Below are 25,374 nucleotides of genomic sequence, written 5' to 3' on the forward strand. Positions count from 1 at the left end.
AAGAGGAGCGCAACACGAGCGTGGGCAGGTGAGTATGAGCGATACCGACAGTTTCATCGAAGAGGTCAACGAAGAGGTCCGTCGCGACCGGCTTTTCGGCCTGCTCAAACGATACGGCTGGATCGGGGGGCTGGTCGTCGTTCTGATCGTCGGCGGGGCGGCCTGGTCGGAATATCGCAAGGCCGCGGCGCGCGCCGAGGCGGAGGCGCTCGGCGATGCGATGCTGGGGGCGCTGAGCGAGGACACGCCCGAGGCGCGGCAATTCGCACTGGAAGACGTCACAGCGCAGGCCCCCACGGCCCGGGTGCTTCTGGCAATGCTGACCGCCGCTGCGGCGGAAGAGGCAGGCGATGTGGAGGCCGCCGTGGCGGAGCTCAACGCGGCTGCGACCTTGCCCGAGGTTGGCGAGATCTACCGGCAGGTCGCGGCCTTCAAGGCGCTGACACTGCAGGCCGAGACGCTGGACGCAGCCACCCGTCGCCAGCAGTTCGAGGCACTGGCCCAACCCGGCGCACCGCTGCGGCTTCTTGCGCTGGAACAGCTGGCGCTGATCGACGTTGCCGAAGGCGAAACCGACGCTGCGATTGCGCGGTATCAGGACATCCTGGACGATGCGGGTGTGACCGCGGACTTGCAACAACGCGCCTTACAGGTGATTGTGGCCCTGGGGGGAACCCCTGATACGAGCGGGGCGGCGGGCAGCGGCAACTGACGCCGCTCACTGCACAAAAAGCCGCTCTTGCGGCGGACGATGAATAGCGAAGGCGAGCAGGCGATGATGCAGTTTCCGACAACCTCAAATCGGGGGCGATATGGCCTCGCCGTGCTGGCGGTGGCGAGCCTGCTGAGCGCCTGCAACGAGCCCGATACCATTTTGCCCGGCAAGCGCGAAGACATCCGCTCTGCGATTGCTGACGGGGATACGAGCACGCTTGCCGCCGTGACCCGGGACGCCCCGCGCGCGATCCGACTGCCCGCCGCGCAAAGCAATACGGAGTGGCCCCAAGGCATCGGCTCACCCGCCTTCCGGGTCAGCCATGCTGCCCTGTCCGGTGCACCACAGCGGATCTGGAGTGCGGACATCGGTGCAGGCGACGGACGCCGCCAGCGGATCACAGCAGATCCGGTCGTGGCCGGGGGGCTGGTCTACACGCTGGACGCCCAGGCACAGGTCACGGCCACATCGCTGGCCGGTCAGACGGTTTGGCGGACCGACGTGGCACCCGCACGCGATGATGCGGCGGCGGCAACGGGTGGTGGGCTTTCCTACGACGGGGGCCGGGTCTACGCGGCTGTGGGGCATGGCGCGCTCGTGGCGCTGGATGCGGCCAGCGGGAATGTCATCTGGCGGCAGAACCTCGAGGGCACCGGCTCCGGCAGGCCCACGATTTCGGGTGGTCTGGTCTATGTGACCGCCGGGGATGATACGGGCATTGCCCTCAATGCCGATACCGGGCGCATTGTGTGGCAGCTGTCGGCATCGCCCGATATCAACAACGTCCTGGGCGCGCCGGCGCCTGCGGTCTCGGAGGATCTGGCGATCTTTGCCTTTGGCTCCGGCGAAGTGCAGGCCGTGTTCCGTCGCGGCGGGTTGCGTCGCTGGGATGCCTCCGCTGTGGGTCAGCGGTTTGCGCGGGCTCTGGGGGCGGTCGAGGACGTCACCGGCGCTCCGGTGATCGCGGGCAACACGGTCTATGTGGGTAATCAGGCGGGGCGGATCGTGGCGCTGAACCTCGATTCCGGTGCAAGGCTGTGGACCGCGCGCGAAGGGGCCGTCGGGCCGGTCCTGCCCGTGGGCGACAGTGTTTTCGTGATTTCTGAACTCGGAGAGCTTTTGCGGCTGGATGCCTCCGATGGCACACGGATCTGGGGCACGCAGATGCCCAATTTCGTGAATGACAAGCCGCGCAGGCGGTCCGAAGTCTTTGCGCATCACGGTCCCGTTCTGGCGGGCGGGCGCATCTACGTGGCCTCCAACGACGGGCTGTTGCGCGCGTTCGACCCCGAAAGCGGCGCGCTCGTGCGTTCCACCCAGATCCCTGGCGGTGCGACGACCGCGCCGGTCGTGGCGGGCAACGTGCTGTACGTGGTATCCACCGACGGTGATTTGCACGCTTTTCGTTGACGCTCATCTGGGGTAAAGCGCGGGCTTGTTGCAGCGCTCGGAGCCTTTGAGATGTCCTTTACCCTTGCTATTGTGGGCAGGCCCAATGTGGGGAAATCCACGCTCTTTAACCGACTTGTCGGCAAGCGTCTGGCCTTGGTTGATGACCAGCCCGGGGTGACCCGCGATCTGCGCGAGGGGGCGGCACGGCTGGCGGATCTGCGTTTTACCGCCATCGACACCGCCGGGCTGGAGGATGTCACCGACGACAGCCTGCAGGGCCGCATGCGGCGTCTGACCGAGCGTGCAGTGGACATGGCCGATGTGTGCCTTTTTATCGTGGATGCGCGGGTCGGCATCACCCCCTCCGATCTGGTCTTTGCCGACATCCTGCGCAAACGCGCGGGCCACGTGATCCTGGCGGCGAACAAGGCAGAGGGCGCAGCCGCGGATGCCGGTGTGCTGGAGGCCTATTCGCTGGGTCTGGGCGAGCCCATCCGGCTGTCAGCGGAACATGGTGAGGGGCTCAACGATCTTTATACCCATCTGATGCCGCTGGCGGACGGTTTCGCCGCGCGCGCCGCCGAGGACGCGCCCGAGGTGGATGTGACCCTCGACGAGGACGAGGGCGATATGGAGGCCGAGACGCCGATGCCCACGGCCGCCAAGCCGCTGCAGGTGGCCGTCGTCGGGCGGCCCAACGCGGGCAAATCGACGCTGATCAACCGGATCCTGGGCGAAGATCGTCTGCTCACCGGGCCAGAGGCGGGGATCACCCGGGATGCGATCTCGCTTCGGATTGACTGGGCGGGGCCGGAAAGCCGGGACAACCCTGAGGGTGATGTGATTCCCATGCGGATCTTTGACACCGCGGGTATGCGCAAGAAAGCCAAGGTGCAGGAAAAGCTCGAAAAGCTGTCGGTTGGTGACGGTTTGCGGGCGGTGAAGTTTGCCGAAGTCGTCGTGGTGCTGCTGGATGCGGCGATCCCCTTCGAGCAGCAGGATCTGCGTATCGCCGATCTGGCCGAACGGGAGGGGCGTGCGGTCGTGGTCGCGGTGAATAAATGGGACATAGAAGAGGACCGGCAGGGCAAGCTGCGCGACCTCAAGGAGAGCTTTGAGCGGCTTTTGCCGCAGTTGCGGGGGGCGCCGCTGGTGACGGTCTCGGCCCAGACGGGACGGGGTCTTGACCGGCTGCATGCGGCGATCCTGCGCGCCTATGAGGTCTGGAACAGGCGGGTGACCACCGCGCAGCTCAACCGGTGGCTGTCGGGCATGCTGGAGGCGCATCCGCCTCCCGCACCGCAAGGCAAGCGCATCAAGCTGCGCTACATGACCCAGGCCAAGACGCGGCCCCCTGGTTTCGTGGTGATGTGCAGCCATCCCGACAAGGTGCCGGAAAGCTACAATCGCTATCTGGTCAACGGGCTGCGGCTGGACTTTGACATGCCGGGCACGCCGATCCGGCTGTGGATGCGCGGCCAGAACGAGGCAAACCCGTACAAAGGGCGCAAGAAGGCGGCACCGTCAAAACTGCGCAAACACACTGACGGTCGGCGGCGGGACTGAAGCCGGGCAAAGAGGTTTTATGCCTCCGGCGGGAGTTTATCCGGCAAGATGAAAGAGCGGGCGTGCGGTGCGGGCAGCGGCGGCGTGTCAGGATGCGGTGCGTTGGCGGTCTGCCCGCCAGGCCTTGAACGCGGGGGGGATCAGGGCCGCGGCACCGCCTGCCGCGAGAGCCGCCACATAGACGTCACCTGTCATGTTGGGCAGGATGATGGCCACCAACGCCCATATGACGGCCAGTGCATAGGTCGGTATGCCGCCCAGGTTCGATTGTACCGCGGCTGCCAGTACCAGCGCCAGAAACACAAAGACAAGGGCGGCGGTCGGTGCGCTCACCCAGCCGTAGCCTGCCGTTAGCAGGCCGAGCAGGACACAGCTCGCCGCACTCAACCAACCGGCGTAGAGACCGACCGGGTAGGCGGCCCACAGACGGTCCTCGCGCGGCGCGCGGAAGAGGGCCACCAGGGCGCTCAGCAGCATTGCCCAGATAAGGATCCCTGCCCAGATGGGGCTGCGCATGGCGACGGGCAGCCAGAGGGTGCCAATGGCGAGCGACATACATAAGGGCGGCCGCATGGCCTGCCACGCGGGGCTGTCCGCGCGTCGCAGGAGGCCAAACCCCATGCCCAGCACCAGCCACAAATAGATCACGCCCCAGATGGCGAAGGCATAGCCCGCGGGCTGCACCGGCGGATCGTTTTGCGGCACCGGGAACTGATCGGGTCTGAACCCTCCGAAATCGCGGACCAGAAAGGCCGCCGCCGCAAAGCTCAGGCTCAGCACGAAGGTCAGCAGCGCCAGTATCTTCGGTGTCATCGCAGTGTTCCTTTCGTCTCGCAATCTCGTGCGATTTTGCTGTGCGGAGGTGTAGCACCGCAGGCCGTCAGGGCAAGCGCGCTGGCTGGACGCCGCGCGTGCCGCAGGGTAGGACGCGCCATCACAGGTGACGAGGCCCCCTATGCGATCCCATGACGACACTGAGGTGCTGGCCACCGTCAAGGCCTCCGTCGGGCGGCGCGTGCTGGGCATCGGTATGCTGGCGGTGCTCGCGGTTCTCGTGATCTACGTGGCGATCGTGGCGCCCCCCAGCCTGGGCTGGCAGCTCTTTCTGATCGCTCTGGGGGCTGGCGCGCTGATGATCGCGGATGCGATGCGTCGCGCCACTGCGCATCATCTGGAACTGACGCGGACGGAGTTGCGCGACAGCGGAGGCACCGTGATCGTGCCGCTGTCGCAGATCACCAGCATCGACCGCGGGGCCTTTGCGTTCAAACCGTCCAACGGGTTTCTTCTGCGCCTCAGCGACAGCACCGCGCGCAGTTGGCGGCCGGGTCTTTGGTGGCGTCTGGGCCGCAGGGTCGGCGTTGGTGGGATGACGCCGGGGCGTCAGACCAAATACATGGCCGAGATCATCGCGGTCCTGCTGGCCGAACGCGACGCGGGCTGAGGCGAGGCGTATCTCCGGGCACAAAGTGGCGGTCGCCAACGTGGCAAGCCGTGCGACTTTTGCCATCTCGCCACGTGGCCCATATCTGTTTTCCACAAGGTGCTCAAAAAACTGGCAAAAATCAGATGTGCGGCCTAGGGTTGAATCGTCCCGGATAGAAATCCCGCAGATCCAGCAAGGAGAGAGACAGTGAACACCCAGACAATGGAACCCGGCTTTCGCGACAGCGTGGACCAGATGTTCAACCGGGCCGTGGGCCTTATGGACCTCTCTCCGGGGCTGGAAGAAAAGATCCGCGTTTGTAACGCGACTTACACCGTGCGCTTTGGGGTGCGGCTGCGGGGTAAGATCCAGACGTTCACCGGCTACCGCTCGGTGCATTCCGAACATATGGAGCCTGTGAAGGGCGGCATCCGCTATTCCATGGGCGTTGATCAGCAGGAGGTCGAGGCGCTGGCCGCGCTCATGACCTACAAATGCGCGCTGGTGGAGGCGCCCTTTGGTGGCTCCAAGGGGGGGCTCTGTATCGATCCGCGGGAATGGGACGAGCATGAGCTGGAACTGATCACCCGCCGCTTTGCCTATGAGCTGATCAAGCGCGACCTGATCAATCCCAGCCAGAACGTGCCGGCCCCGGATATGGGCACGGGCGAGCGGGAGATGGCGTGGATTGCCGATCAGTACAAGCGCATGCACACGACGGATATCAACGGTAACGCCTGTGTGACGGGCAAACCGCTGAATGCAGGCGGCATCGCGGGTCGGGTCGAGGCCACGGGCCGCGGCGTGCAATACGCTTTGCGGGCGTTCTTCCGGGATGAAGAAGGCGTCAAGAAATCGGGCATGAGCGGAGATCTCGACGGCAAGCGGATCATCGTGCAGGGGCTCGGCAATGTGGGCTACCACGCGGCCAAGTTCCTCAGCGAGGAGGATGGCTCGGTGATCACCGGGGTGATCGAACGGGACGGTGCGCTTTTCAATCCCGACGGTATCGATGTGGAGAAAGTGCGCGAGTGGATCGCCAAACATGGTGGGATCGCGGGGTATGCGGACCGGCACTATCTTGAGAATGGCGCGAAGATTCTCGAAGAAGAGTGTGACATTCTGATCCCTGCGGCACTGGAGGGTGTGATCAATCTGCAGAACGCGGATCGCATCAAGGCCGCGCTGATCATCGAGGCTGCAAACGGTCCTGTCACGGCCGGGGCGGATGAGATCCTGCGCGACAAGAACGTGGTCATCATCCCCGATATGTATGCCAACGCGGGCGGTGTGACGGTGAGTTACTTTGAATGGGTCAAGAACCTCAGCCATATCCGCTTTGGCCGGATGGGTCGGCGGCAGGAGGAATCGCGTCACCAGTTGCTGATCACGGAGCTGGAGCGGTTGAGCAAGGACAAGGATCTGGGCTGGTCCTTGAGCCCCGACTTCAAGGATAAATACCTGCGCGGGGCAGGTGAGCTGGAGCTTGTGCGCTCCGGTCTCGATGACACGATGCGCATCGCCTACCAGTCCATGGCGGATGTCTGGCACGGACGCGATGATGTGACGGATCTGCGAACGGCGGCCTATCTGGTGGCCATCGGCAAGGTCGCCGCAAGTTACCGCGCCAAGGGCTTGTGAGCCTGCTCGGCAGCCTCTAACCTTTGCCGTGGGTCGCAACAGCGGCCCACAGCAAGGAGCGGTGGGCATGACGGATGTAGGCTTTTCCTGCGGGTGTGGCACACTGAAAGGCATCGTGCAGGATGCATCACCGCGCAGCAGCTGTCATCTGGTTTGCTATTGTCGTGATTGCCGCGCCTTTGCGCGACATCTGGGTCAGGTGGACAAGCTGGAGCCGGGAGGCGGCAGCCCTTTGGTGCAGGTGCTGCCCGCGAAAATCGAGATCACCCAAGGTGCCGATCAGATTGCCTGTCTGCGCCTGTCGCCGAAGGGGCTGCATCGGTGGTACGCCGCGTGCTGCAACACACCGCTCGCCAATACGGTTGGCTCCCCCAAGGTGCCGCTCGCCGGAATGTGGCGGCCCCAGTTCGCGAGACACGATGCCTTTGGTCCGGTGGTCACGAACGGGTTTACCAAGGCGGCGCTGCCGGGGGGGCCACGCCGTGACAAGGGGTTGGTCAGGATGCTCGGTGGGCTGGTACGGCGGTCGCTTTCCGCCTACCTCAATGGCTCGGTGCGGCAGAACCCGTTCTTCGATGCGGCCGGTGCGCCGGTGGTCCAGCCAGTGCTGATCAGCGCCGAGGATCGCGCGGCTGCCTACCGTGACTGAGCGGTGTTCTGGCGTGTTCTTCCCCTGCGGGGCCGGCCGGTCACGGTCGCCCGGGTGGAGACTGCCGGACACTGCCCTGTCAAAGGGAGGATGACGTGAGGTTCTCGGGCTGGCGCGTGATCAGGGAGGGCTTGACCGGCAACAGGGGTTGGGGGCCCCACTGGCGTGATCCCGAGCCGAAGCCCGCCTATGATGCGCTGATCATCGGCGGCGGCGGGCATGGGCTGGCGACAGCCTACTATCTGGCGAAAAAGCACGGTCTGACCAACATCGCTGTGCTGGAAAAGGGCCACATCGGCAGCGGCAATATCGGGCGCAACACGACCATCGTGCGTGCCAACTATTTTCTGCCGGGCAACTCCGCGTTTTACAGCCATTCGCTCAAGCTGTGGGAAGGGCTCGAGGCGGAGCTGAACTACAACGTGATGCATTCGCAGCGCGGCATCATCAACCTGTTTCATTCCGACGGACAGCGTGATGCGGCAGTGCGGCGGGGCAATGCGATGATCAACCAGGGCGATGATGCGGTACTGCTGGACCGCGCGCAGCTACGCGCCATGCTGCCCTATCTCGATTATGACAATGCGCGCTTTCCGATCTACGGTGGGCTCTATCACGCCCGTGGCGGCACGGCGCGCCATGACGCTGTGGCCTGGGGCTACGCGCGCGGCGCGGACAGGCTGGGTGTCGATCTGCTGCAGAACTGCGAGATCACCGGCATCACGATCAAGGACGGTGCCGTCAAAGGGGTGGAGACGACCCGCGGGCCTATTCGTGCGCCGAAGGTGGGCATGGTGGTTGCAGGCCGCTCGAGCCAGGTGGCGGCGCTCGCGGGGATTCGTCTGCCCATCGAGAGCCATGTGCTTCAGGCCTTCGTGACCGAAGGGCTGAAGCCTTGCATCGATCATGTGATCACCTTCGGGATGGGACATTTCTACATCAGCCAGTCCGACAAGGGCGGTCTGGTGTTCGGGGGCGATCTCGACTTCTATGCCTCCTACGCCAGCCGCGGCAATCTGCCCGCGGCGGAGCATGTGATGGAAGCGGGGATGGCGCTGATGCCGATGATCGGGCGGGCAAAGCTGTTGCGCAGCTGGGGCGGGATCATGGACATGAGCCCGGATGGCTCGCCCATCATTGACCGGACGGCGGTCGAGGGGCTCTTTCTCAACTGCGGCTGGTGTTACGGCGGGTTCAAGGCGGTGCCAGCCTCGGGGGATTGCTTTGCCCATCTGATGGCGACCGGAGAGCCGAAGGCCGAGGCTGCGGCTTTTCGGCTGGACCGGTTCCGCGATGGCGTGGGGATCCTGGATGAAGAGGGCAGCGGCTCTCAGCACAACCTGCACTGAGGGAGGCAGATGATGGGAGCCTCCGGCGGGAGTTTAGTTGGCAAAGTGACAGGGAGGCGGGCAGGATGCGGCTGAGCTGTCCGATATGCGGGGTGCGGGATCGGCGGGAGTTTTACTATCAGGGCGACGCGGTTGCTTTGGAGCGGCCCGCGCCCGAAGCCGGGCAGGCGGTCTGGGACGCTTATCTTCATGTGCGCGATAACCCGGCAGGCAGTAGGCGGGAGCTGTGGCAGCATGAGGCCGGCTGTGGCGCCTGGTTGGTGGTGGAGCGGCACAGCGGCAGCCATGCTGTGACCTCGGTGTCGCTGGTTCATGATCGGGCGGAGGAGACGGGCGCGTGAGGATCGACGGCAAGGGGCTGGTTGATCGGTCGCGACCCGTGCGCTTTCAGTTCGACGGTATCGGCCATACCGGTTTTGAGGGCGATACCGTGGCCTCGGCGCTTTTGGCCAAGGGTGTGCGGCTGATGGGCCGGTCTTTCAAGTATCACCGCCCGCGCGGCGTGCTGACGGCTGACAGTGCCGAGCCCAATGCGCTGATCACCGTGGGTCGCGGCGGGCGACAGGAGCCGAACGTGCGCGCGACCCTCCAAGAGATCGCCCCCGGGCTGGAGGCACGCGCGCAGAATGCCTGGCCGTCGCTGCGGTTCGATGCCATGGCGCTCAACGATCTGATGTGGCCGTTTCTGCGGGCTGGGTTTTACTACAAGACGTTCATGTGGCCGCGCGGGTTCTGGGAGCGGCTCTACGAGCCGATAATCCGGCGGGCGGCGGGGCTGGGTGCGCTCAACGGTGATCCTGCAGACGGCAGGTTTGAGAAGGCCTATGCCTTTTGCGATCTGCTGGTGATCGGCGCTGGTCCGACCGGGCTGATGGCTGCGCTGACGGCGGCCCGTGCGGGCGCTGATGTGCTGCTGGTGGATGAGGACAGCCTGCCGGGTGGGCGGCTCAATGCGGAAACGCACCTTGTCAGCGGCGTGCCCGGGGCGGGGTGGGCCGCGGCGGCTGCGGCGGAACTGGCCGATCTGCCCAATGCGCGCCTGATGACGCGGACCACCGTCGTGGGGGCCTATGATCACGGCACCTACGGTGCGCTGGAGCGTGGTGGCCCTGACCGACCCGCCGAGACGTTCTGGCGGATCGTCGCCGAACGGGTGATCCTTGCTGCCGGGGCACAGGAGCGGATGGTGGCCTTTGCCGACAACGACAGACCCGGCATTATGACAGCCTCCGCGGTGCGCGCCTATCTCAACCGCTGGGGGGTGGCATCGGGTCAGCGGATCGCGGTGTTCGGCAACAACGACGATGCCCACCGGACGGCACGCGATCTCTCGGAGGCGGGGGTCGAAGTGGCCGCGGTCATCGACAGCCGCGCCGATGCGACCTGCGATCTCGCGGATGTGCCGTTTCATGCAGGTGCCGTGGTGACGGGCACCCGCGGTCGCCTTGGGCTGCGGCAGATCACCGTCAAGACAGATCGCGGGATACGCGAGATCGACGCCGATTGCCTCGCGGTCTCGGGCGGCTGGAACCCGACGGTACATCTGAGTTGTCACATGAATGCACGCCCGGGTTGGCGCGCGGATATTGCCGCTTTCGTGCCGACCGCGGGCAGCGTGCCGGGGATGGTCGCCGCAGGTGCCTGTGCCGGGGATTTCAGCACAGCCGCCTGCTTGCGCGCGGGGCAGGAGGCGGCACGGGAGGCGCTTGGCGATTTGGGCCAGCACGTGCCCCCTGCTGCCCCGCTGCCCAAGACGGAAGACACCCCCTACCGGATCAAACCGCTGTGGTCGGTGCCGGGAAAGGGGCGCGCCTGGCTGGATTTCCAAAATGACGTAAGCGTCAAGGATGTGGCACAGGCAGCGGCAGAGAACTTTCGCTCCGTCGAGCATATGAAGCGCTACACCACGCAAGGCATGGCGACCGATCAGGGCAAGACCTCCAACGTGGCCGCCCTGGCGGTGCTGGCTGAGGTAACCGGACGGGAAATCCCCGAGACTGGCACCACCACGTTCCGACCGCCCTACACGACCGTCAGTGTGGCGGCCTTTGGTGCAGGCGGGCAGGGCGCGGGCTTTGCGCCCGAAAGGCGGATCACCTCGCATGGTGCTGCCGTGGCGCGCGGTGCGCCGATGATCGAGGCGGGGCTGTGGCGACGCCACAGCTATTTCCCGCAGACGCAGGAGAACCACTGGCGCCAGTCCTGCGACCGGGAGGTGGCATATGTGCGGCAGGCCGTGGGCGTGTGCGATGTCTCGACCTTGGGCAAGATTGACGTGCAGGGGCCCGATGCGGCGGCGTTTCTCGATGTCGTCTACAGCAACCGCATGTCGACGCTGGCGCCGGGGCGGGTGCGTTACGGTCTGATGCTGCGCGAAGACGGTTTCGTCATGGATGACGGCACCGCCGCGCGGCTTGGGCCGGAGCACTTCTTGCTGACCGCGACGACCGCTGCGGCGGGTCTGGTGATGCGGCATCTGGAGTTCGTGCATCAGGCTCATTGCCCCCGGCTTGATCTGCGACTGATGTCCGTCACCGAACATTGGGCCCAGTTCGCGGTGGCCGGGCCAGGCGCGCGCGCCTTGCTGAATGACCTTCTGGACGACCCGGTGGATGCTGAGGCCTGGGCCTTCATGGCCTGTGGCCCGGTGACCATCGGCGGTGTCGCGGCCCGGCTCTTTCGCATCTCGTTTTCGGGCGAGCATGCCTATGAGATAGCAGTGCCCGCCCGCTACGGCGAGAGCCTTTTCACCACGCTCGTCCGCCGCGCGGAGGCGATGGGCGGCGGGGCCTACGGTGTGGAGGCGCTCAACGTGCTGCGGATCGAAAAGGGACACATCACCCATGCGGAGATGGATGGGCGCACCACGGCATCTGATCTGGGGCTTGAGCGCATGATCAGCGGGCAGAAAGACTGCATCGGCAAGACAATGGCGGCACGCCCGGGGCTGGTGGCGGAGGACAGGGGGCAGCTTGTGGGGATCAGACCTGCGGGGGGTGACGTGAGCCTGAGTGCCGGCGCGCATCTTTTCGACCGGGGCGCGGCGGTTGGGCGCGAGACGAGCCGCGGGCATGTCACCTCGGTTGCCTTCTCGCCGACGCTGGGTCATCACATCGCGCTTGGCCTTGTTGCCGGGGGCCGCGGGCGGATCGGCGATACCATGCGGCTGGTGGATCACATGCGCGGCGTCGATGTGATGGTAGAGATCTGCGCGCCGGTCTTTGTGGATCCGGACGGGAGCAGGCTGCGTGGTTGATCTGACCGACCGATCCCCCTGTGCCGGATCGCTGCCGCTGAGGATCGGCACATTGACCGTGACGGAAGTGGAGCTGGGTCGGCTCACTACCGTATCGCCGTTTTTGGGCCAGCGGCGGCTGTCGGCTCAGAGGATGGAGGCGGCCCATGGCATCCCCTGGCCTGAACCGAATCGCACCACCGGAACGGATGCCGCGCGCGCGATCTGGTTCGGACACGACACCGTGCTGCTCGCGGGACCGGCGGCGGATCCCTCACTCGCGCAGAGCGCTGCCCTTACGGATCAATCGGATGCTTGGGCTACAATGCGCGTCAGCGGTGCGGGTGCGGAGGCGGTTCTGGCCCGGCTGGTGCCCGTCGATCTGCGACCGGCACGCTTTGAGGAAGGCCACACCGCGCGCACGTTGATCAAGCAGATGACCGGATCCGTCACCCGTACCGGCCCCGATGTCTTTTTGCTCATGGTTTTCCGGTCCATGGCGCAGACGCTGGTTCATGACCTCACGGAGGCTATGGAAGCTGTCGCGGCGCGCGGGTAAGGTAGGGACAAAAGGCAGAGGCGGAGAGAGATGATGATAAGAGTGGTTCTGGCGGGTGTTCTGGCCCTGGGGGCATTGCCCGCGGTGGCGCAGAGCGAAAAGGAAGTCAGCTGCGGCTATCAGGCCGATGTGGTGGCCGCGGTCCGACAGGCGCGGCTCGACCGGGTGCGTGAGCGCAAGGTGGAGGAAACGGTGCTGGCGGGCAATCCTGCCTGGCCCGAGCAGTTCAACAACGCGATCCCGCTGGTCACCCCCTGGATCTACGAGATGCCCCGCAAGGAGGTCCGCGACAATGATCTGGCCGCCGTCTGGCGTGAGGCCTGTCTGGCACAGTAAGGCCGCGTTGCGCGCTTTCACGCCGGGGCGCGCTGTGGCATCATAACGACGATGAGCCTGCCACCGGGATTCTTGGACGAACTGCGCACCCGCCTGAGCCTGACCTCCGTGGTCGGGCGAAAGGTCACGTGGGACATGCGCAAGTCCAACCAGGCTAAGGGCGACATGTGGGCGCCGTGCCCGTTTCATCAGGAAAAGTCCGCCAGCTTCCACGTGGATGACCGCAAGGGGTTTTACTACTGCTTCGGTTGTCATGCGAAGGGCGACGCAATTTCCTTCGTGCGCGAGACGGAGAACGTGGGCTTCATGGAGGCGGTCGAGATCCTCGCCCGCGAAACCGGCATGCCGATGCCCGCCCGCGACCCGCAGGCCCAGCAAAAGGCGGATGTGCGCAGCCAGCTCGCCGAGGTGATGGAGCAGGCCGTGCGCTATTTCCGCCTGCAGCTGAACACGGGCGCCGCGACAGAGGCGCGTCGTTATTTGGAGAGCCGGGGGCTGGACGCCGAGGCGTTGGAGCGGTGGGAGATCGGCTTTGCGCCCGATGCCTGGCAAGGCCTGTGGGATCACCTCAAGGCCAAGAACGTCGACGATCAGCTGATCCTGGACGCGGGGCTCGCCAAACCGTCCAGCAAGGGCGGCAAACCCTATGACACCTTCCGCGGGCGGATCATCTTTCCCATTCGGGACGCGCGGGGCCGGGCCATTGCCTTTGGCGGGCGCGCGATGGATCCCAATGACAACGCCAAATATCTGAACTCGCCCGAGACGGCGCTGTTCGACAAGGGCCGCAGCCTTTACAACCACGGGCCTGCGCGGACGGCGGCAGGCAAGGGACAGCCGCTGCTGGTCGCCGAAGGATATATGGATGTGATCGCGCTTTCCTCCTACGGGTTCGAGGCGGCGGTGGCTCCTTTGGGCACGGCGGTCACGGAAAACCAGCTGCAGATGCTCTGGCGGATCGCCCCGGAACCGATTGTCGCATTGGATGGCGATACTGCGGGTCAGCGCGCCGCCATGCGGCTGATCGATCTGGCGCTGCCGCTGCTGGAGGCCGGGCGCTCATTGCGCTTTGCCATGATGCCGCCCGGAAAGGATCCGGATGATCTGCTGCGCGAGGGGGGCGCTGCGGCGCTACAAACGCTGCTCGATGCCGCCCAGCCCATGGTGCGGCTGATGTGGGATCGGGCGGTCAAGGGCAGGGAAGACAGCTTTGACAGCCCCGAACGCAAAGCGGCGCTGGACAAGGAGTTGCGCGAACAGATCTTCAAGATCAAGGATCCGTCAATCCGCAGCCACTACGGGCAGCAGATCAAGGACTGGCGCTGGCAGCTCTTCAAGCCCGCACGTCCGCAGCGGCAAGGCGCGGCGCTTCCAAGGTGGCAGACGGCGCGGCAACCGGCCCGGCTCACCACCAAGACCTCGGAGTACGCGACCAATACGCGGGTCGAGATCGAGCTGCGCGAGCGGATCATCTTGGCAGCACTGGTCCAGTGCCCGGAGGTGATCGGCGATTTCGAGGCGGCCATCGAGGCGATGCCATGCGCCCAGCCGGAAACCCGCAGGTTGCAGCAACTGCTGTTGTCGAGCGTGGATCAAAGCAGCGAGATGCTCAGACAGCAGATTTCTGAAAGCTTTGGCGATGACTTCCTTGAAAAACTCACAGGCAAGGGCCACCTCACAACGAATCCGTTCATGCGGTTGACGCGCAATTCCGAAACCGCGCGCAAGACAGTGACCGAGGAGCTGGCCAAGCTCCAGAGCACGCTGGGTCTGGACGCCGAGATCTCGGAAGCGGCCGAGGACAACATGAGCGACACGGTGGACGAGCGCCTGACATGGCGGCTGTCCGAGGCGGCGAATGCGGCGGAAAGAGCCCGCAAGAGCGGTCAGGAGAACGACGCGGAATACGATATGGGCACCAACGGCGCCCTGATCGACAAGGGAGAGCGCGCGGCGCTCGACAAGATACTGGGCGCCATTTCCTTTGTGCCGAAACGAAAGCAATAGGGGCGCCCGGAACAGCGCGAATCAGGTGGTCAAAGAGACTCAACACGATGTGTTGCGTGGAGTAGTTCGGCGCCACGAACCGGTCGATTAACCATATCTGAACCGCAAAGGCGCAGAAAAAGAAGGCAAACGGGTGGCCGAATCACCCAAAACCGTTAGATGATTCCTCAACGATTCGCGTCCCCGATTCGTTGAGACCCGTTAGGAGCACCGTATGGCCGCCAAAGACAGCAACACCGAAGCAAAGCCCGACGATCAGGACGCCGGTCACTCGCTCGACATGAGCCAGGCCGCCGTCAAGAAGATGATCGGCGAGGCGCGCGAGAAGGGCTACATCACCTACGACCAGCTCAACACGGTGCTGCCGCCCGATCAGGTCAGCTCCGAGCAGATCGAAGATGTGATGTCGATGCTGTCCGAGATGGGTATTAACATCATCGAGGATGAGGACGCCGAGGAAGAAGAAAACAAGGGCTCCACCGAGCTGACGACGACCGAAGGCACGCGTGAGGTCACGCTGGGCTCCGGCACGTCCGAGAAGCTCGATCGCACGGATGATCCGGTGCGGATGTATCTGCGCGAGATGGGCTCTGTCGAACTGCTGAGCCGCGAGGGCGAGATCGCCATCGCCAAGCGGATCGAGGCGGGCCGCAACACGATGATCGCGGGGCTGTGTGAGAGCCCGCTGACCTTTCAGGCGATCACCATCTGGCGTGACGAACTTTTGTCCGAGGACATCCTGCTGCGCGACGTGATCGATCTGGAGGCCACATTCGGCAACCAGATGGACGAAGACGGTGCGGTTGACGAACCCGTGGTCGCTGCCGATGGCACCGCGGCAGAGAAGAAAGAGGACAGCCCGGAGCTGGACGCCGATGGCAACCCAATCGCGCAGGACGATGATGACGATGACGACGATCAGGCCAACATGTCGCTGGCCGCGATGGAAGCGGCGCTCAAGCCGCAGGTGCTCGAAGCGCTGGACATCATTGCCGATGACTACGTCAAACTCAGCGAGATGCAGGACAGCCGGATCTCCGCCACGCTGAACGAAGACGGTACCTTCAGCACGGCGGATGAGGAGCTCTACCAAAAGCTCCGTGCGGAAATCGTTTTGCTGGTCAATGAGTTGCACCTCCATAACAACCGGATCGAGGCGCTGATCGACCAGCTTTACGGGATCAACCGGCGCATAATGCAGATCGACAGCTCCATGGTAAAGCTGGCGGATCAGGCGCGCATCAACCGGCGCGAGTTCATCGAGGCCTACCGTGGCTACGAACTCGATCCCAACTGGATGGAGCGGATGGCCGGAAAGCCGGGCCGCGGCTGGCAGATGTTCATCGAGCGGTCCTCTGACAAGGTTGAGGCGCTGCGGACGGATATGGCGCAGGTCGGGCAGTACGTGGGTCTGGACATCTCCGAATTCCGCCGCATCGTACAGCAGGTCCAGAAGGGTGAGAAAGAGGCACGTCAGGCCAAGAAGGAAATGGTCGAGGCGAACCTGCGGCTGGTGATCTCGATTGCCAAGAAATACACCAATCGCGGGCTGCAATTCCTTGATCTCATTCAGGAAGGTAACATCGGCCTGATGAAGGCCGTGGATAAATTCGAGTACCGCCGCGGGTATAAGTTCTCCACCTATGCGACCTGGTGGATCCGGCAGGCGATCACGCGCAGCATCGCGGATCAGGCGCGCACCATCCGCATCCCCGTGCATATGATCGAGACGATCAACAAGCTGGTGCGTACCGGTCGCCAGATGCTGCACGAGATCGGCCGCGAACCGACGCCCGAGGAACTGGCCGAAAAGCTGCAGATGCCGCTGGAGAAGGTCCGCAAGGTGATGAAGATCGCCAAGGAGCCGATTTCTCTGGAAACGCCCATCGGCGACGAGGAAGACAGCCAGCTTGGTGATTTCATCGAGGACAAGAACGCGGTGCTGCCTTTGGACAGCGCCATTCAGGAAAACCTCAAGGAAACCACGACCCGCGTGCTCGCCTCGCTCACGCCGCGCGAAGAGCGCGTGCTGCGCATGCGCTTTGGCATCGGCATGAACACCGACCACACGCTCGAAGAGGTCGGCCAGCAATTCAGCGTGACACGCGAACGCATCCGCCAGATCGAGGCGAAAGCGCTGCGGAAGCTCAAACATCCAAGCCGGTCACGCAAGCTGCGGAGCTTCCTGGATCAGTGAAAGGCCGAAAAGGGCTGAATTTGAAGGTATCAGGCCGCCGGTTGCGGCAGCCTGACCACGGATCGTCGCGACTTCCTGAAGTGTCGGGAGGGTTGGCTGCCTTGCTGCTCTCCCCTTTTGTTGCCTATGGCTTTGCGCTGCAGTATTTCGCGGCGGCTTTCGAGGTTGGGGATGGCCGCGTTGAAGCTGACTTTTTTTTCGCTTGTCTGGCGTTGTGCTTGGTTTCGGTATCGGTGCCATCCTGTTGGTATGCGGTGCCGTCATCGCCCATGATACTCAAACCAATAAAAGTGTGCGAAAAAGCCGATTTGATCGCATCTTCGGACGTGTCCTGGCGGTGATATTGTTTGGGCTCGGCGCGATGTTCTGCGCGATCTCTTTTGAAGGTCTGGGGGTCGCGAACACGCTTATACGGGACGCTTTGACGGCGTCTCGATAATCCGGAATTTTCGAGTGCTGTCGACCGTCATCGTGTACCTGACGCCCGATTGTCTTGCCTGTCTTGACAGATAATTTGCCAGACCGTTTGCTGAACCGGATCTTTTCCATTTAAAGGACGACCGATGTCATTTCTCAAAAAACTTTTTGGCGGAGGCGGCAGCGGGGGTGGAACCAGCGAGCCAACGGCTGAAGCCGAGGACTACAAGGGCTGCCGGATCACCCCCACCCCAATCGCCGAAGGCAGCACCTACCGTGTCTGCGCCATGATCGAAAAGGACGTGGACGGCGAGACGAAGCAGCACAAGCTCGTGCGGGCCGATACGCTGCAGGACCGTGACGAGGCGGAGGCCGCCTGCATCCGCAAGGCCAAGCAAGTGATCGACGAGCAGGGCGACAGGCTTTTTGAGTGAGCTCCGTCGGTATGGTGGAGATCACGGTTCAGACCAATGGTCCCGGCCTCTATGAGATCACGCATCAGGTCGCGCGGCATGTGACCGGTGCAGGCCTTCTGACGCTTTTTATCCGCCATACCTCAGCCAGTCTGCTGATCCAGGAAAACGCGGACCCGGAGGTGCAGACCGACCTTGCCAATTTCTTTACCCGGCTGGTGCCGCCGTCAACCGATCCGTCGATGGCCTATCTGACGCATATCTACGAGGGGCCCGACGACATGCCCGCCCATATCAAGGCGGCCCTCCTGCCCACACATCTGTCGATCCCGGTGATCGATGGCCGTATGGCTCTGGGCACCTGGCAGGGTATCTACCTCTTTGAGCACCGCAACCAACCGCATCAACGGCATGTCATACTGTCGCTTATGACGACCGATTAGGTCTGCAAAAGGTACCATATCAGGCGGTGTCATTTCTCCCCTACCCAAAACCTTGATGCTCCCATATACCTGTGGGTAAGTGGGGCGCGGACCCTACAATCAGAGGCGACAATAGAAGGGGAATGGCCGATGCGCTGCCCGTTTTGCGGAAATATTGACACGCAGGTGAAAGACAGCCGACCCGCAGAGGATCACGTCTCGATCCGGCGGCGGCGCTTCTGTCCGGCCTGCGGCGGGCGCTTTACCACTTACGAACGGGTGCAGCTGCGCGATCTGGTGGTGATCAAATCGAACGGCAAGCGCGAGGATTTCGACCGGGACAAGCTGGAACGCTCCATCCGGATTTCCATGCAGAAACGCCCTATTGATCCCGACCGGATCGACCAGATGATCAGCGGCATCGTCCGGCGGCTGGAAAGCATGGGCGAGACCGACATCAACTCCAAGCAGATCGGTGAGATCGTGATGGAGGCGCTGGCCCGGATCGACACTGTGGCTTACGTGCGGTTTGCCAGCGTCTACAAAAACTTTCAGGCAGCGGATGATTTCGACAAGTTTGTCAGCGAGCTGCGGCCCGAAACGCCCTCAGAGGGGTGAGCACGCCGGACCGGTTTATGGTGCTTGCGCTGTCGCTGGGACGGCGCGGGCAGGGGCGGACCTGGCCGAACCCCGCTGTCGGGTGTGTCATCGTCAAGGACGGCCGTATCGTCGGGCGCGGTTGGACGCAGCCGGGCGGCAGGCCTCACGCCGAGGCCGTGGCTCTGGCGCAGGCCGGAACCCATGCGCGGGGCGCGGATGTATATGTCTCACTGGAACCCTGCGCCCATCATGGCGAGACACCGCCCTGCGCACAGGCGCTGATTGACGCGGGTGTCGCGCGCGTCTGGGTGGCGACGGGCGATCCCGATCCGCGGGTCGCGGGTCAAGGTTTGGAGATGTTGCGCGCCGCCGGGATCACCGTGGAGACGGGGCTCTTGGCAACCGAGGCCGCGCAGGACAACGCAGGCTTTCTGGGCCGGGTCGCTTCAGACCGGCCTTTCGTCACGCTGAAACTGGCCAGCAGTTTCGACGGGCGCATCGCCACCGCCACCTCCGAGAGTAAATGGATCACGGGCCCTCTGGCGCGGCGGTATGTGCATGGGCTGCGCGCCCGGCATGATGCCGTGATGGTCGGCGGCGGCACGGCGCGCAAGGATGATCCGGGGTTGACCATGCGCGATCTTGGTACGGGCTGGCAGCCCGTTCGGGTCGTGATCAGCCGACGGCTTGATCTGCCGCTGATGAGCACGCTGGCCCGCACCGCCCGCGAGGTGCCGGTGATCCTGTGCTACGGTCAGGACGCCGATCCAACGCTGCGACAGACCTGGGTGGATCTGGGGGCGACGCTGCTGCCCTGTGCGGCCTCCGGCGGTCAGCTGGACCCACAGGACATCCTGCGGCAACTGGCTGGCCACGGGTTGACCCGGATCTTTTGTGAAGGCGGCAGTGCGTTGGCCGCCAGCCTGATTGAGGGTGATCTGGTGGATCAGCTGGTCGGGTTTACCGCCGGTCTTGCCATCGGAGCAGAGGGGCTGCCGTCCGTCGGTGCGCTCGGGTTGGGGCGGTTGGCCGCCGCTCGGCGTTTCGATCTGATCGAGACGCGGGGCATCGGACCGGATGTGATGCATGTCTGGCGACGCCGAAACGAAGCAGCTGTGTAAGCCTGCGCCAATCGCGGGCTCCGAGGCAATCCACAGCTACCGCCGCCAGAGCCATGCCTGCCCGGCAAATCGCCTCTGCAACACCGACAGCATCAGGAGCGTGAGCCCCCGCTGCGGCGCATGGCCTTCCGCAAGCCGCGCCACGACGACCTCTACGGGGCAGGGCAGGCCACTCACGGGATCCACATAGCGGGGGTAGTCGATCAACGTTGCATGGACAAGACCGGGCAGATCGGGCCGCGCCGTGCGCCTTGCGGGCGGTGTGCCGCGGTCGTCGGTCAGACCCCAGCCTGCATAGAAAGGTGCCCCCGTGGTGGTTACCGGGACGCCGCGCAGCAGTGCTTCGAACCCCAAAAGCGACGTCATTGTCCAAACGCGGTCCACCGCCGCCAGCAACGCCGGTACCGACGCCTCGCGCGCCACATAGTCAGCCAGACCGGTGGTGTCACAAGCGCCCGGACGCAGGCCCGCTTCCACATCCGGATGGGGTTTGTAGATGATCCGGGCGTCAGGATGCGCCGCGCGCGCGGCGCGCAGCAGATCTACGTTGCGCCGCAGCTCTCCGGCACCCGTCAGGACGGAGGCGTCGTCTTCCACCTGACCCGCAACCAGAATGCGCGGGCCGTCGGGCAAGGGGGCGGTGGTGCCGCCGAGTGTGTATTTCGTCACGCCTGTGTCGGTCAGCTGCGTGATCAGCGCCTGGGCACGCTGTCGCTGGTCCTGGCGCAGTTCTGCCCGCGCCGCGATCCACTGCTCCAATCGGCTGGGCTGCGCGGGATCGTAGTATATGCCCATATCATCCGCGACGAGCGACAGGGGCGGTACCAGATCGGCGCCGAGCCCGCGGGAGCGCAGGAACCCTTCCTCGATTTTCACAGCGGTGCTGTCCTGCGCGGTCGCTTGCGCGGCCCAGACCATGGGGCGGCGGGTTCCGGGCTGCTCTGCCTTGCCGAAACGGACGGGTTTGTGCAGCCCAAAAATGCGCTGTAGCGGTTTGCGTTTCCAACGGCGCATGCCCGAGGCGACCCAGCCGTGGCGATCTTCGCGCCAGCACCGGGCGCTGGCGGCCAGCGCTTCGATCACCGTCTCAAGATCGCACAACCGGTCGCGGAAAGGGTCGTACCAGACCGGGTAGAGGATCAGGGCCGCAGCGCAGAGCTGTTGCGCGCTCAGGCGCCGTTGCCGCCGTGCGACGGGGGCCGCATCGTCGCTCAGCCCCCATCCGGCGTAGAAGGGCTGGCCGAAGACACAGGGCCGGTGCCCCGCGAGGATGGCCTCGAACCCCAGCTGAGAGGATACCGTGTAGACAGCCGCGGCTCCCTCCAGCAGGTCCCAGGGGCTGAGCGGGTCGTCGGCCAGTGTCACCTTTGCGCCCGCGTCCCCTGCGCCAAAGTGGCCGGTGCGAAATCCTGCGGCGGTTTCGGGATGGGTCTTGATCACGATGGGCCGGTCGGGGTGTGCGGACCGTGCCGCTGCCAACATTTCCGCAAAGGTGGTCGCATCCGCCCCGCTGGCGGTAACAGAGGCATCGCCGCGGGTCTGATCGACCACCAGCACATAGCCGGGGGTAGGGCAGGGCATCCCGGGATCCGTGGCGCTGTATTTGCTCACATGGGCTTCGCGCATCCTCAGACGTGCGGTGTCGGCGGCCTCGAGCAGATCTGCATCATCCAGCGGATGCGTAGCCAGCAGATGCTCCAGTTCGCTGGGCCGGGCGGGATCATAGTGCACGCCGCGGCGGTCGATCAGCAGCCCCACGGGTGGCTCGCCCGCCCGGCCCGGGTGCAGCGAGCGCAACCACGCGTCCTCGATCCACAGCACGCCCGCCCCGCGCCGCGCGGCCATGCGCATGCCCCGCTGCGCCGTGGGGCGCATGCCCCAGACGCCGACCATGTCCTGCGGTGACGGCAGGCCGAGGCGCAGGTCATACCCGCTCAGATCTAGGATGCGCCGGATGCGCCGCTGGGTGAGAAACCCGCCGCTGTAGGTGTAGAGCCTTTGCCGCCCCGTTCCGGGGCCAGCTGGCTGCTCCCCCGCCTGGCTCAGTTCGCGGCCAGTTGGTCGATGGACGCCACGGGCTGGATCAGCGACCCGAAGACAGCCGCGACGGCCTTGTTCCATTGGGCGAGCGGCGCTTCGGTGACGTAGATCGTGTCGCCGTCGCGGATCACGAAGTCGCGGGCGACGAACATGCCGTTGGGCTCTGTCAGGTCCAAAAGGTAAATCATCCGCTGCGCGCCGATCAGATCATTGCGCCCCAGCACTTGCGCGGCAATCTCGGGCGGCTCGTTGCGAAAGACAAAGACACCGGTGGGGTCCGAGGTGGCCGAGACCAGCCCGCCCACCTGGGCAATGGCCTCCAGCGCAGAGAGGTTCTGGGACTGGAACGGCACGCGCGCCTGCGCACCGGTCGCACCCAGAGCCGTGAAGGAGCGGGTGTCTTCCTCTACGAGGATCCTGTCGCCACCGCGCAGCGCGATGTCGAGATCCGGGTGACTGTAGAGATCCTGAAACCAGACCTGGCTGCGCTGTGCGCCGCGGATCACGGTCACCTGAGCGATCTCAGGCTCGATCGTGACGCCGCCCGCGCGCGCCAGCATGGTGGAGAGTGTGCGCGTCGGGCGTTCGATGGCGTAGACACCCTGGCCCGTGACTGCGCCGGTCAGGGACACGGTGGAGCCATCACCTGCCTGACGGCGGACCTCAACCTGCGGATCGGGCGTTTGATCCTCCAGCCTGCGGGTGATGATGCGCCGGATCGCCTCTGGCGAGTTGCCCGCGGCCCGGATGCGCCCGGCGTAGGGCACAAAGATAAAGCCGTCGCCGTCCACCTGCACGCTTTCCAGCAGGGTGGCGTTGCTGACCTCATTGGCCAGTAGCCCGTCGTCCACATTCTCCCAGATGGTCAGGCCGAGGATGTCGCCGGGGCGGATGGTGTCTGATCCGATCCGGGGCGCATTCTTGAAGCTGTCGGAGAAGCCCAGTGCGGGGGTGACCGCGATGGCGCGTGTCACGCGGTCGTCGGCTGCAACAACGAAGGCGTCGCCTTGTTTCTGAACGGAGCCTTTGAAAATCTGGCGCTTGTTCGGACCCACATGGGGCAAACCGCAGGCGGCAAGCACCGAAAGCGCTGTGATCAGCGCCACGGGACGGGCCCACCGAAAACCGTAAGTTATCACTGCTGGGTCTCCTCGACCACTTCGAATTCTGCCTCGGGTGCCGTTATTTTCCGGCTATTATCATGAAGAATAGCGTCTTATGCCCTGAAAATCCACTGTTTCGCGCGGGCGTCATCACTCGACAACACGCAACTGTTGCCGCTGCGCCGCGCTTGCGGCCGTATGGGCCAGGTAACGATCTTGGTCGGATACCATCAGATCGACCATCTGGCGCAGCAGTTTGGCGCGCCCGCGCCCGGAATAATAGCTGCCGGGAACCTGGCTGGTTTGCAGCAGAAAACGGCTGAAGGTGCGGTAGGTGGCGGGATCAGGGGGCACTGGATCGGCAAAGAATTCTGGCAGCGGCTGGTCTGAGACAAGCCCCGGCTGGTTGTAGACCGCGCGGCCGAGGGCCTTGAGCGGGATACCGCGCCACAGCGCCTGTTGACCGGCGGTCGAGTTCACGGTGACAGCACTGCGCGCATCCTGCAGCACGCCCGCAAGCTTGCCGCCGCGCAGGTAGCGGACACGCGCACCCACACCCTGCGCGCGCGCCAGCCGCCGGATGTCGCGACGCAGCGGGACACGCCCATCCTCCAGCGGATGAGCCTTGAAGACGAGGTGATGATGCGCGGGCGCGCCCGCCGCAAATCCTGCGATGATCTGCGTCAGCACCTGCTCTTGTGTCTCAAAGGAACTATGCGCCCTGAAGGAGGCATCATGCTCAAGCTGCAAAAGGGCGATATGATAGGGAAAACCGCCGTGCTTGATCCGAAAGGTGGCCAGTCGCCGTTCCAGACCTTGCAGCGGCATCAGCAGCAAGCGTCGCAGGTAGAGCCAGAATTCCTGCCGGGCGTTCAGGCTGCGGTGGGGGCGAAATGCCGGGTAGCCGCGGTTCAAGCCGATTACACAGGCATGGTAGAGTGCGCCGTAAAACACATGGCTGCGCATATTGCCCCAGTGTCCGGGGGGCACGGTCGGCGTCCCTTTCGGGTGGGCCGCGCGCATCTCTTCCAACGACATCCGCATCAGAGGCGAATGCCCGTTGGAGCCGCCGCGTTCATAGGTGACCCAGTAAGGTCGCAAGTACCCTTCTTCGAACACATGCACCGTCAGCCCGCGTGCGCGGGCCGTGGTGATTGCCTGTGCGTGCATCCACCGGGTATCACCATAGACTACCAGATCGGTCACGCTGTGCTTGCTCAGAGCCTCTTCGAGAAAATCCGGCCACTGCGCCCGTGTCGCCCGAAAGGCCATATAGTGCGATCCATCCGGCCAGAACGCCCTGTCTCCGGCGTTGAAGCCGATGCGCCAGGCGGTGGCTCCGGCGTGGCGAAGCCTTTTGGCCAGCTGCGCAAAGAACGGCCCGTGTGGTCCTTGCAGAAACAGAAAGACGCGGCCCTTGCCGGTCTCGGTAGGCAAGCGGGTGGGGAGGTGCGTCACTTCTGTCATGTCGCTTTTTCCTGTCAGCCACCTGCGTTATGTCATCGGCGCAGGGATGCAGCAAGGGCGGGGCTTGTCAGCGGCAGGACCCGGGGTTACCTCAGCTTCCAAGACAGCAAGGAGCGCGCGCATGTTCACCGGCATCATCACAGACATCGGCACCATAACCGAGCTGACGCCCGAGGGTGATCTGCGGGCGCGCATCCGGACAGGCTATGACACCGGCGGCATCGACCTCGGTGCCTCGATTGCGTCGGATGGTGTCTGCCTGACGGTCGTTGATCTTGGTCCTGACTGGTACGAGGTTCAGATCAGCGCCGAGACCGTGAGCAAGACCAATATCGCGGGTTGGCAGACCGGCGCCCGCATCAATCTGGAACGCGCGCTGCGGGTGGGGGACGAGCTTGGCGGCCACATCGTTTCGGGTCATGTGGACGGTGTGGCGGAGGTCGTTTCGGTGACCGAGGAGGGCGATAGTACCCGCGTCGTGCTGCGGGCGCCGCAAGATCTCGCGCGGTTCATCGCGCCCAAGGGGTCCGTGGCGCTCAACGGCACCTCGCTCACGGTCAATGAGGTCGATGGCACTGATTTCGGCATCAACTTCATCCCCCACACCAAGGTCGCAACCACCTGGGGCGATGTGGCGGTGGGTGACCGGGTGAACCTGGAGATCGACACGCTGGCCCGTTACGTGGCGCGACTGGCCGAAATGCCGCGGGAGTAGGCTG

Annotated in this window: 23 protein-coding genes; 19 read left to right on the forward strand and 4 right to left on the reverse strand. The window is 64.5% G+C overall.

All coding sequences use genetic code 11. From position 1 onward, the window contains the following. The first annotated feature begins 34 nt into the window (after nucleotides 1-34). The 3 genes from Q1A53_RS12310 to der are packed head-to-tail and all read left to right on the forward strand — an operon-like array spanning nucleotide 35 to nucleotide 3,673. A complete protein-coding gene (locus tag Q1A53_RS12310) occupies nucleotides 35-712 on the forward strand; it encodes a hypothetical protein (RefSeq protein WP_299966952.1) in 678 nt (225 codons plus the stop codon). Between the two features lie 39 nt (nucleotides 713-751). Further along, complete coding sequence (locus Q1A53_RS12315) at nucleotides 752-2,125, forward strand: PQQ-binding-like beta-propeller repeat protein (protein WP_299966955.1); 1,374 nt, start codon at nucleotides 752-754, stop codon at nucleotides 2,123-2,125. A gap of 51 nt (nucleotides 2,126-2,176) precedes the next feature. Beyond that, complete coding sequence (gene der / locus Q1A53_RS12320; RefSeq protein WP_299966957.1) at nucleotides 2,177-3,673, forward strand: ribosome biogenesis GTPase Der; 1,497 nt, start codon at nucleotides 2,177-2,179, stop codon at nucleotides 3,671-3,673. Between the two features lie 87 nt (nucleotides 3,674-3,760). On the opposite strand, the gene Q1A53_RS12325 is transcribed toward der, so the two are convergent. After that, nucleotides 3,761-4,486, reverse strand: coding sequence for a hypothetical protein (locus Q1A53_RS12325; RefSeq protein ID WP_299966959.1), 726 nt, complete (start codon nucleotides 4,484-4,486; stop codon nucleotides 3,761-3,763). A 142-nt stretch (nucleotides 4,487-4,628) separates the two neighbouring features. Between Q1A53_RS12325 and Q1A53_RS12330 the strand changes: the two genes are divergently transcribed. The 15 genes from Q1A53_RS12330 (at nucleotide 4,629) to ribD (ending at nucleotide 20,045) form a co-directional block, all read left to right on the forward strand. Next, nucleotides 4,629-5,117 (forward strand): hypothetical protein, encoded by a 489-nt coding sequence (locus tag Q1A53_RS12330; RefSeq protein WP_299966962.1) that lies wholly within the window; start codon nucleotides 4,629-4,631, stop codon nucleotides 5,115-5,117. Nucleotides 5,118-5,306: 189 nt separating this feature from the next. Then, nucleotides 5,307-6,740: a Glu/Leu/Phe/Val dehydrogenase gene (locus Q1A53_RS12335; protein WP_299966965.1), complete on the forward strand. Its 1,434-nt coding sequence runs from the start codon at nucleotides 5,307-5,309 to the stop codon at nucleotides 6,738-6,740. Between the two features lie 67 nt (nucleotides 6,741-6,807). Beyond that, nucleotides 6,808-7,389 (forward strand): DUF6151 family protein, encoded by a 582-nt coding sequence (locus Q1A53_RS12340; protein ID WP_299966968.1) that lies wholly within the window; start codon nucleotides 6,808-6,810, stop codon nucleotides 7,387-7,389. 95 nt (nucleotides 7,390-7,484) lie between these two features. Beyond that, the gene (locus tag Q1A53_RS12345; protein ID WP_299966971.1) at nucleotides 7,485-8,738 is read left to right on the forward strand and encodes a sarcosine oxidase subunit beta family protein; all 1,254 of its coding nucleotides are present in this window, start codon (nucleotides 7,485-7,487) and stop codon (nucleotides 8,736-8,738) included. Between the two features lie 65 nt (nucleotides 8,739-8,803). Continuing rightward, nucleotides 8,804-9,079 carry a sarcosine oxidase subunit delta gene (locus Q1A53_RS12350; protein WP_299966974.1) on the forward strand — a complete coding sequence of 92 codons (276 nt, stop codon included), beginning with the start codon at nucleotides 8,804-8,806 and terminating at the stop codon, nucleotides 9,077-9,079. Further along, the gene (locus tag Q1A53_RS12355; RefSeq protein WP_299966977.1) at nucleotides 9,076-11,994 is read left to right on the forward strand and encodes a sarcosine oxidase subunit alpha family protein; all 2,919 of its coding nucleotides are present in this window, start codon (nucleotides 9,076-9,078) and stop codon (nucleotides 11,992-11,994) included. The genes Q1A53_RS12350 and Q1A53_RS12355 overlap by 4 nt, the downstream gene beginning before the upstream one ends. Next, nucleotides 11,987-12,532: a sarcosine oxidase subunit gamma gene (locus Q1A53_RS12360; RefSeq protein WP_299966979.1), complete on the forward strand. Its 546-nt coding sequence runs from the start codon at nucleotides 11,987-11,989 to the stop codon at nucleotides 12,530-12,532. The genes Q1A53_RS12355 and Q1A53_RS12360 overlap by 8 nt, the downstream gene beginning before the upstream one ends. 30 nt (nucleotides 12,533-12,562) lie before the next feature. Next, nucleotides 12,563-12,868 carry a hypothetical protein gene (locus tag Q1A53_RS12365; protein WP_366872665.1) on the forward strand — a complete coding sequence of 102 codons (306 nt, stop codon included), beginning with the start codon at nucleotides 12,563-12,565 and terminating at the stop codon, nucleotides 12,866-12,868. 51 nt (nucleotides 12,869-12,919) lie between these two features. Next, the gene (gene dnaG, locus Q1A53_RS12370; RefSeq protein ID WP_299966982.1) at nucleotides 12,920-14,875 is read left to right on the forward strand and encodes a DNA primase; all 1,956 of its coding nucleotides are present in this window, start codon (nucleotides 12,920-12,922) and stop codon (nucleotides 14,873-14,875) included. A 214-nt stretch (nucleotides 14,876-15,089) separates the two neighbouring features. Next, the gene (gene rpoD / locus Q1A53_RS12375) at nucleotides 15,090-17,072 is read left to right on the forward strand and encodes an RNA polymerase sigma factor RpoD (RefSeq protein ID WP_299966986.1); all 1,983 of its coding nucleotides are present in this window, start codon (nucleotides 15,090-15,092) and stop codon (nucleotides 17,070-17,072) included. Then, entirely contained in the window at nucleotides 17,069-17,413 is a 345-nt protein-coding gene (locus tag Q1A53_RS12380; protein ID WP_299966989.1) for a hypothetical protein, read from the forward strand. The genes rpoD and Q1A53_RS12380 overlap by 4 nt, the downstream gene beginning before the upstream one ends. 222 nt (nucleotides 17,414-17,635) lie before the next feature. Further along, complete coding sequence (locus Q1A53_RS12385; protein ID WP_299966992.1) at nucleotides 17,636-17,923, forward strand: HlyU family transcriptional regulator; 288 nt, start codon at nucleotides 17,636-17,638, stop codon at nucleotides 17,921-17,923. An 11-nt stretch (nucleotides 17,924-17,934) separates the two neighbouring features. Continuing rightward, nucleotides 17,935-18,345 carry a secondary thiamine-phosphate synthase enzyme YjbQ gene (locus Q1A53_RS12390; protein ID WP_299967457.1) on the forward strand — a complete coding sequence of 137 codons (411 nt, stop codon included), beginning with the start codon at nucleotides 17,935-17,937 and terminating at the stop codon, nucleotides 18,343-18,345. Nucleotides 18,346-18,474: 129 nt separating this feature from the next. Then, on the forward strand, nucleotides 18,475-18,942 hold the full coding sequence (nrdR, locus tag Q1A53_RS12395; protein WP_299966996.1) for a transcriptional regulator NrdR: 468 nt from the start codon (nucleotides 18,475-18,477) through the stop codon (nucleotides 18,940-18,942). After that, nucleotides 18,939-20,045, forward strand: a complete 1,107-nt coding sequence (ribD, locus tag Q1A53_RS12400) for a bifunctional diaminohydroxyphosphoribosylaminopyrimidine deaminase/5-amino-6-(5-phosphoribosylamino)uracil reductase RibD (protein ID WP_299966999.1) — start codon at nucleotides 18,939-18,941, stop codon at nucleotides 20,043-20,045. The genes nrdR and ribD overlap by 4 nt, the downstream gene beginning before the upstream one ends. Before the next feature lie 36 nt (nucleotides 20,046-20,081). Here the strand turns inward: ribD and Q1A53_RS12405 are convergent, their stop codons facing one another. The 3 genes from Q1A53_RS12405 to Q1A53_RS12415 all read right to left on the reverse strand — a co-directional run bounded on the left by Q1A53_RS12405 (nucleotide 20,082) and on the right by Q1A53_RS12415 (nucleotide 24,655). Further along, nucleotides 20,082-22,166: a capsular polysaccharide biosynthesis protein gene (locus Q1A53_RS12405; RefSeq protein ID WP_299967002.1), complete on the reverse strand. Its 2,085-nt coding sequence runs from the start codon at nucleotides 22,164-22,166 to the stop codon at nucleotides 20,082-20,084. After that, nucleotides 22,088-23,224, reverse strand: coding sequence for a polysaccharide biosynthesis/export family protein (locus Q1A53_RS12410; RefSeq protein ID WP_299967005.1), 1,137 nt, complete (start codon nucleotides 23,222-23,224; stop codon nucleotides 22,088-22,090). Before Q1A53_RS12410 ends, Q1A53_RS12405 begins: the two co-directional genes overlap by 79 nt. A gap of 114 nt (nucleotides 23,225-23,338) precedes the next feature. Then, complete coding sequence (locus Q1A53_RS12415) at nucleotides 23,339-24,655, reverse strand: capsular biosynthesis protein (RefSeq protein WP_299967008.1); 1,317 nt, start codon at nucleotides 24,653-24,655, stop codon at nucleotides 23,339-23,341. Nucleotides 24,656-24,776: 121 nt separating this feature from the next. Between Q1A53_RS12415 and Q1A53_RS12420 the strand changes: the two genes are divergently transcribed. Further along, entirely contained in the window at nucleotides 24,777-25,370 is a 594-nt protein-coding gene (locus Q1A53_RS12420) for a riboflavin synthase (protein WP_299967011.1), read from the forward strand. Nucleotides 25,371-25,374: the final 4 nt, after the last annotated feature.

The sequence above is a fragment of the uncultured Roseobacter sp. genome (genome assembly GCF_947496515.1).
Taxonomy (GTDB): domain Bacteria; phylum Pseudomonadota; class Alphaproteobacteria; order Rhodobacterales; family Rhodobacteraceae; genus Roseobacter.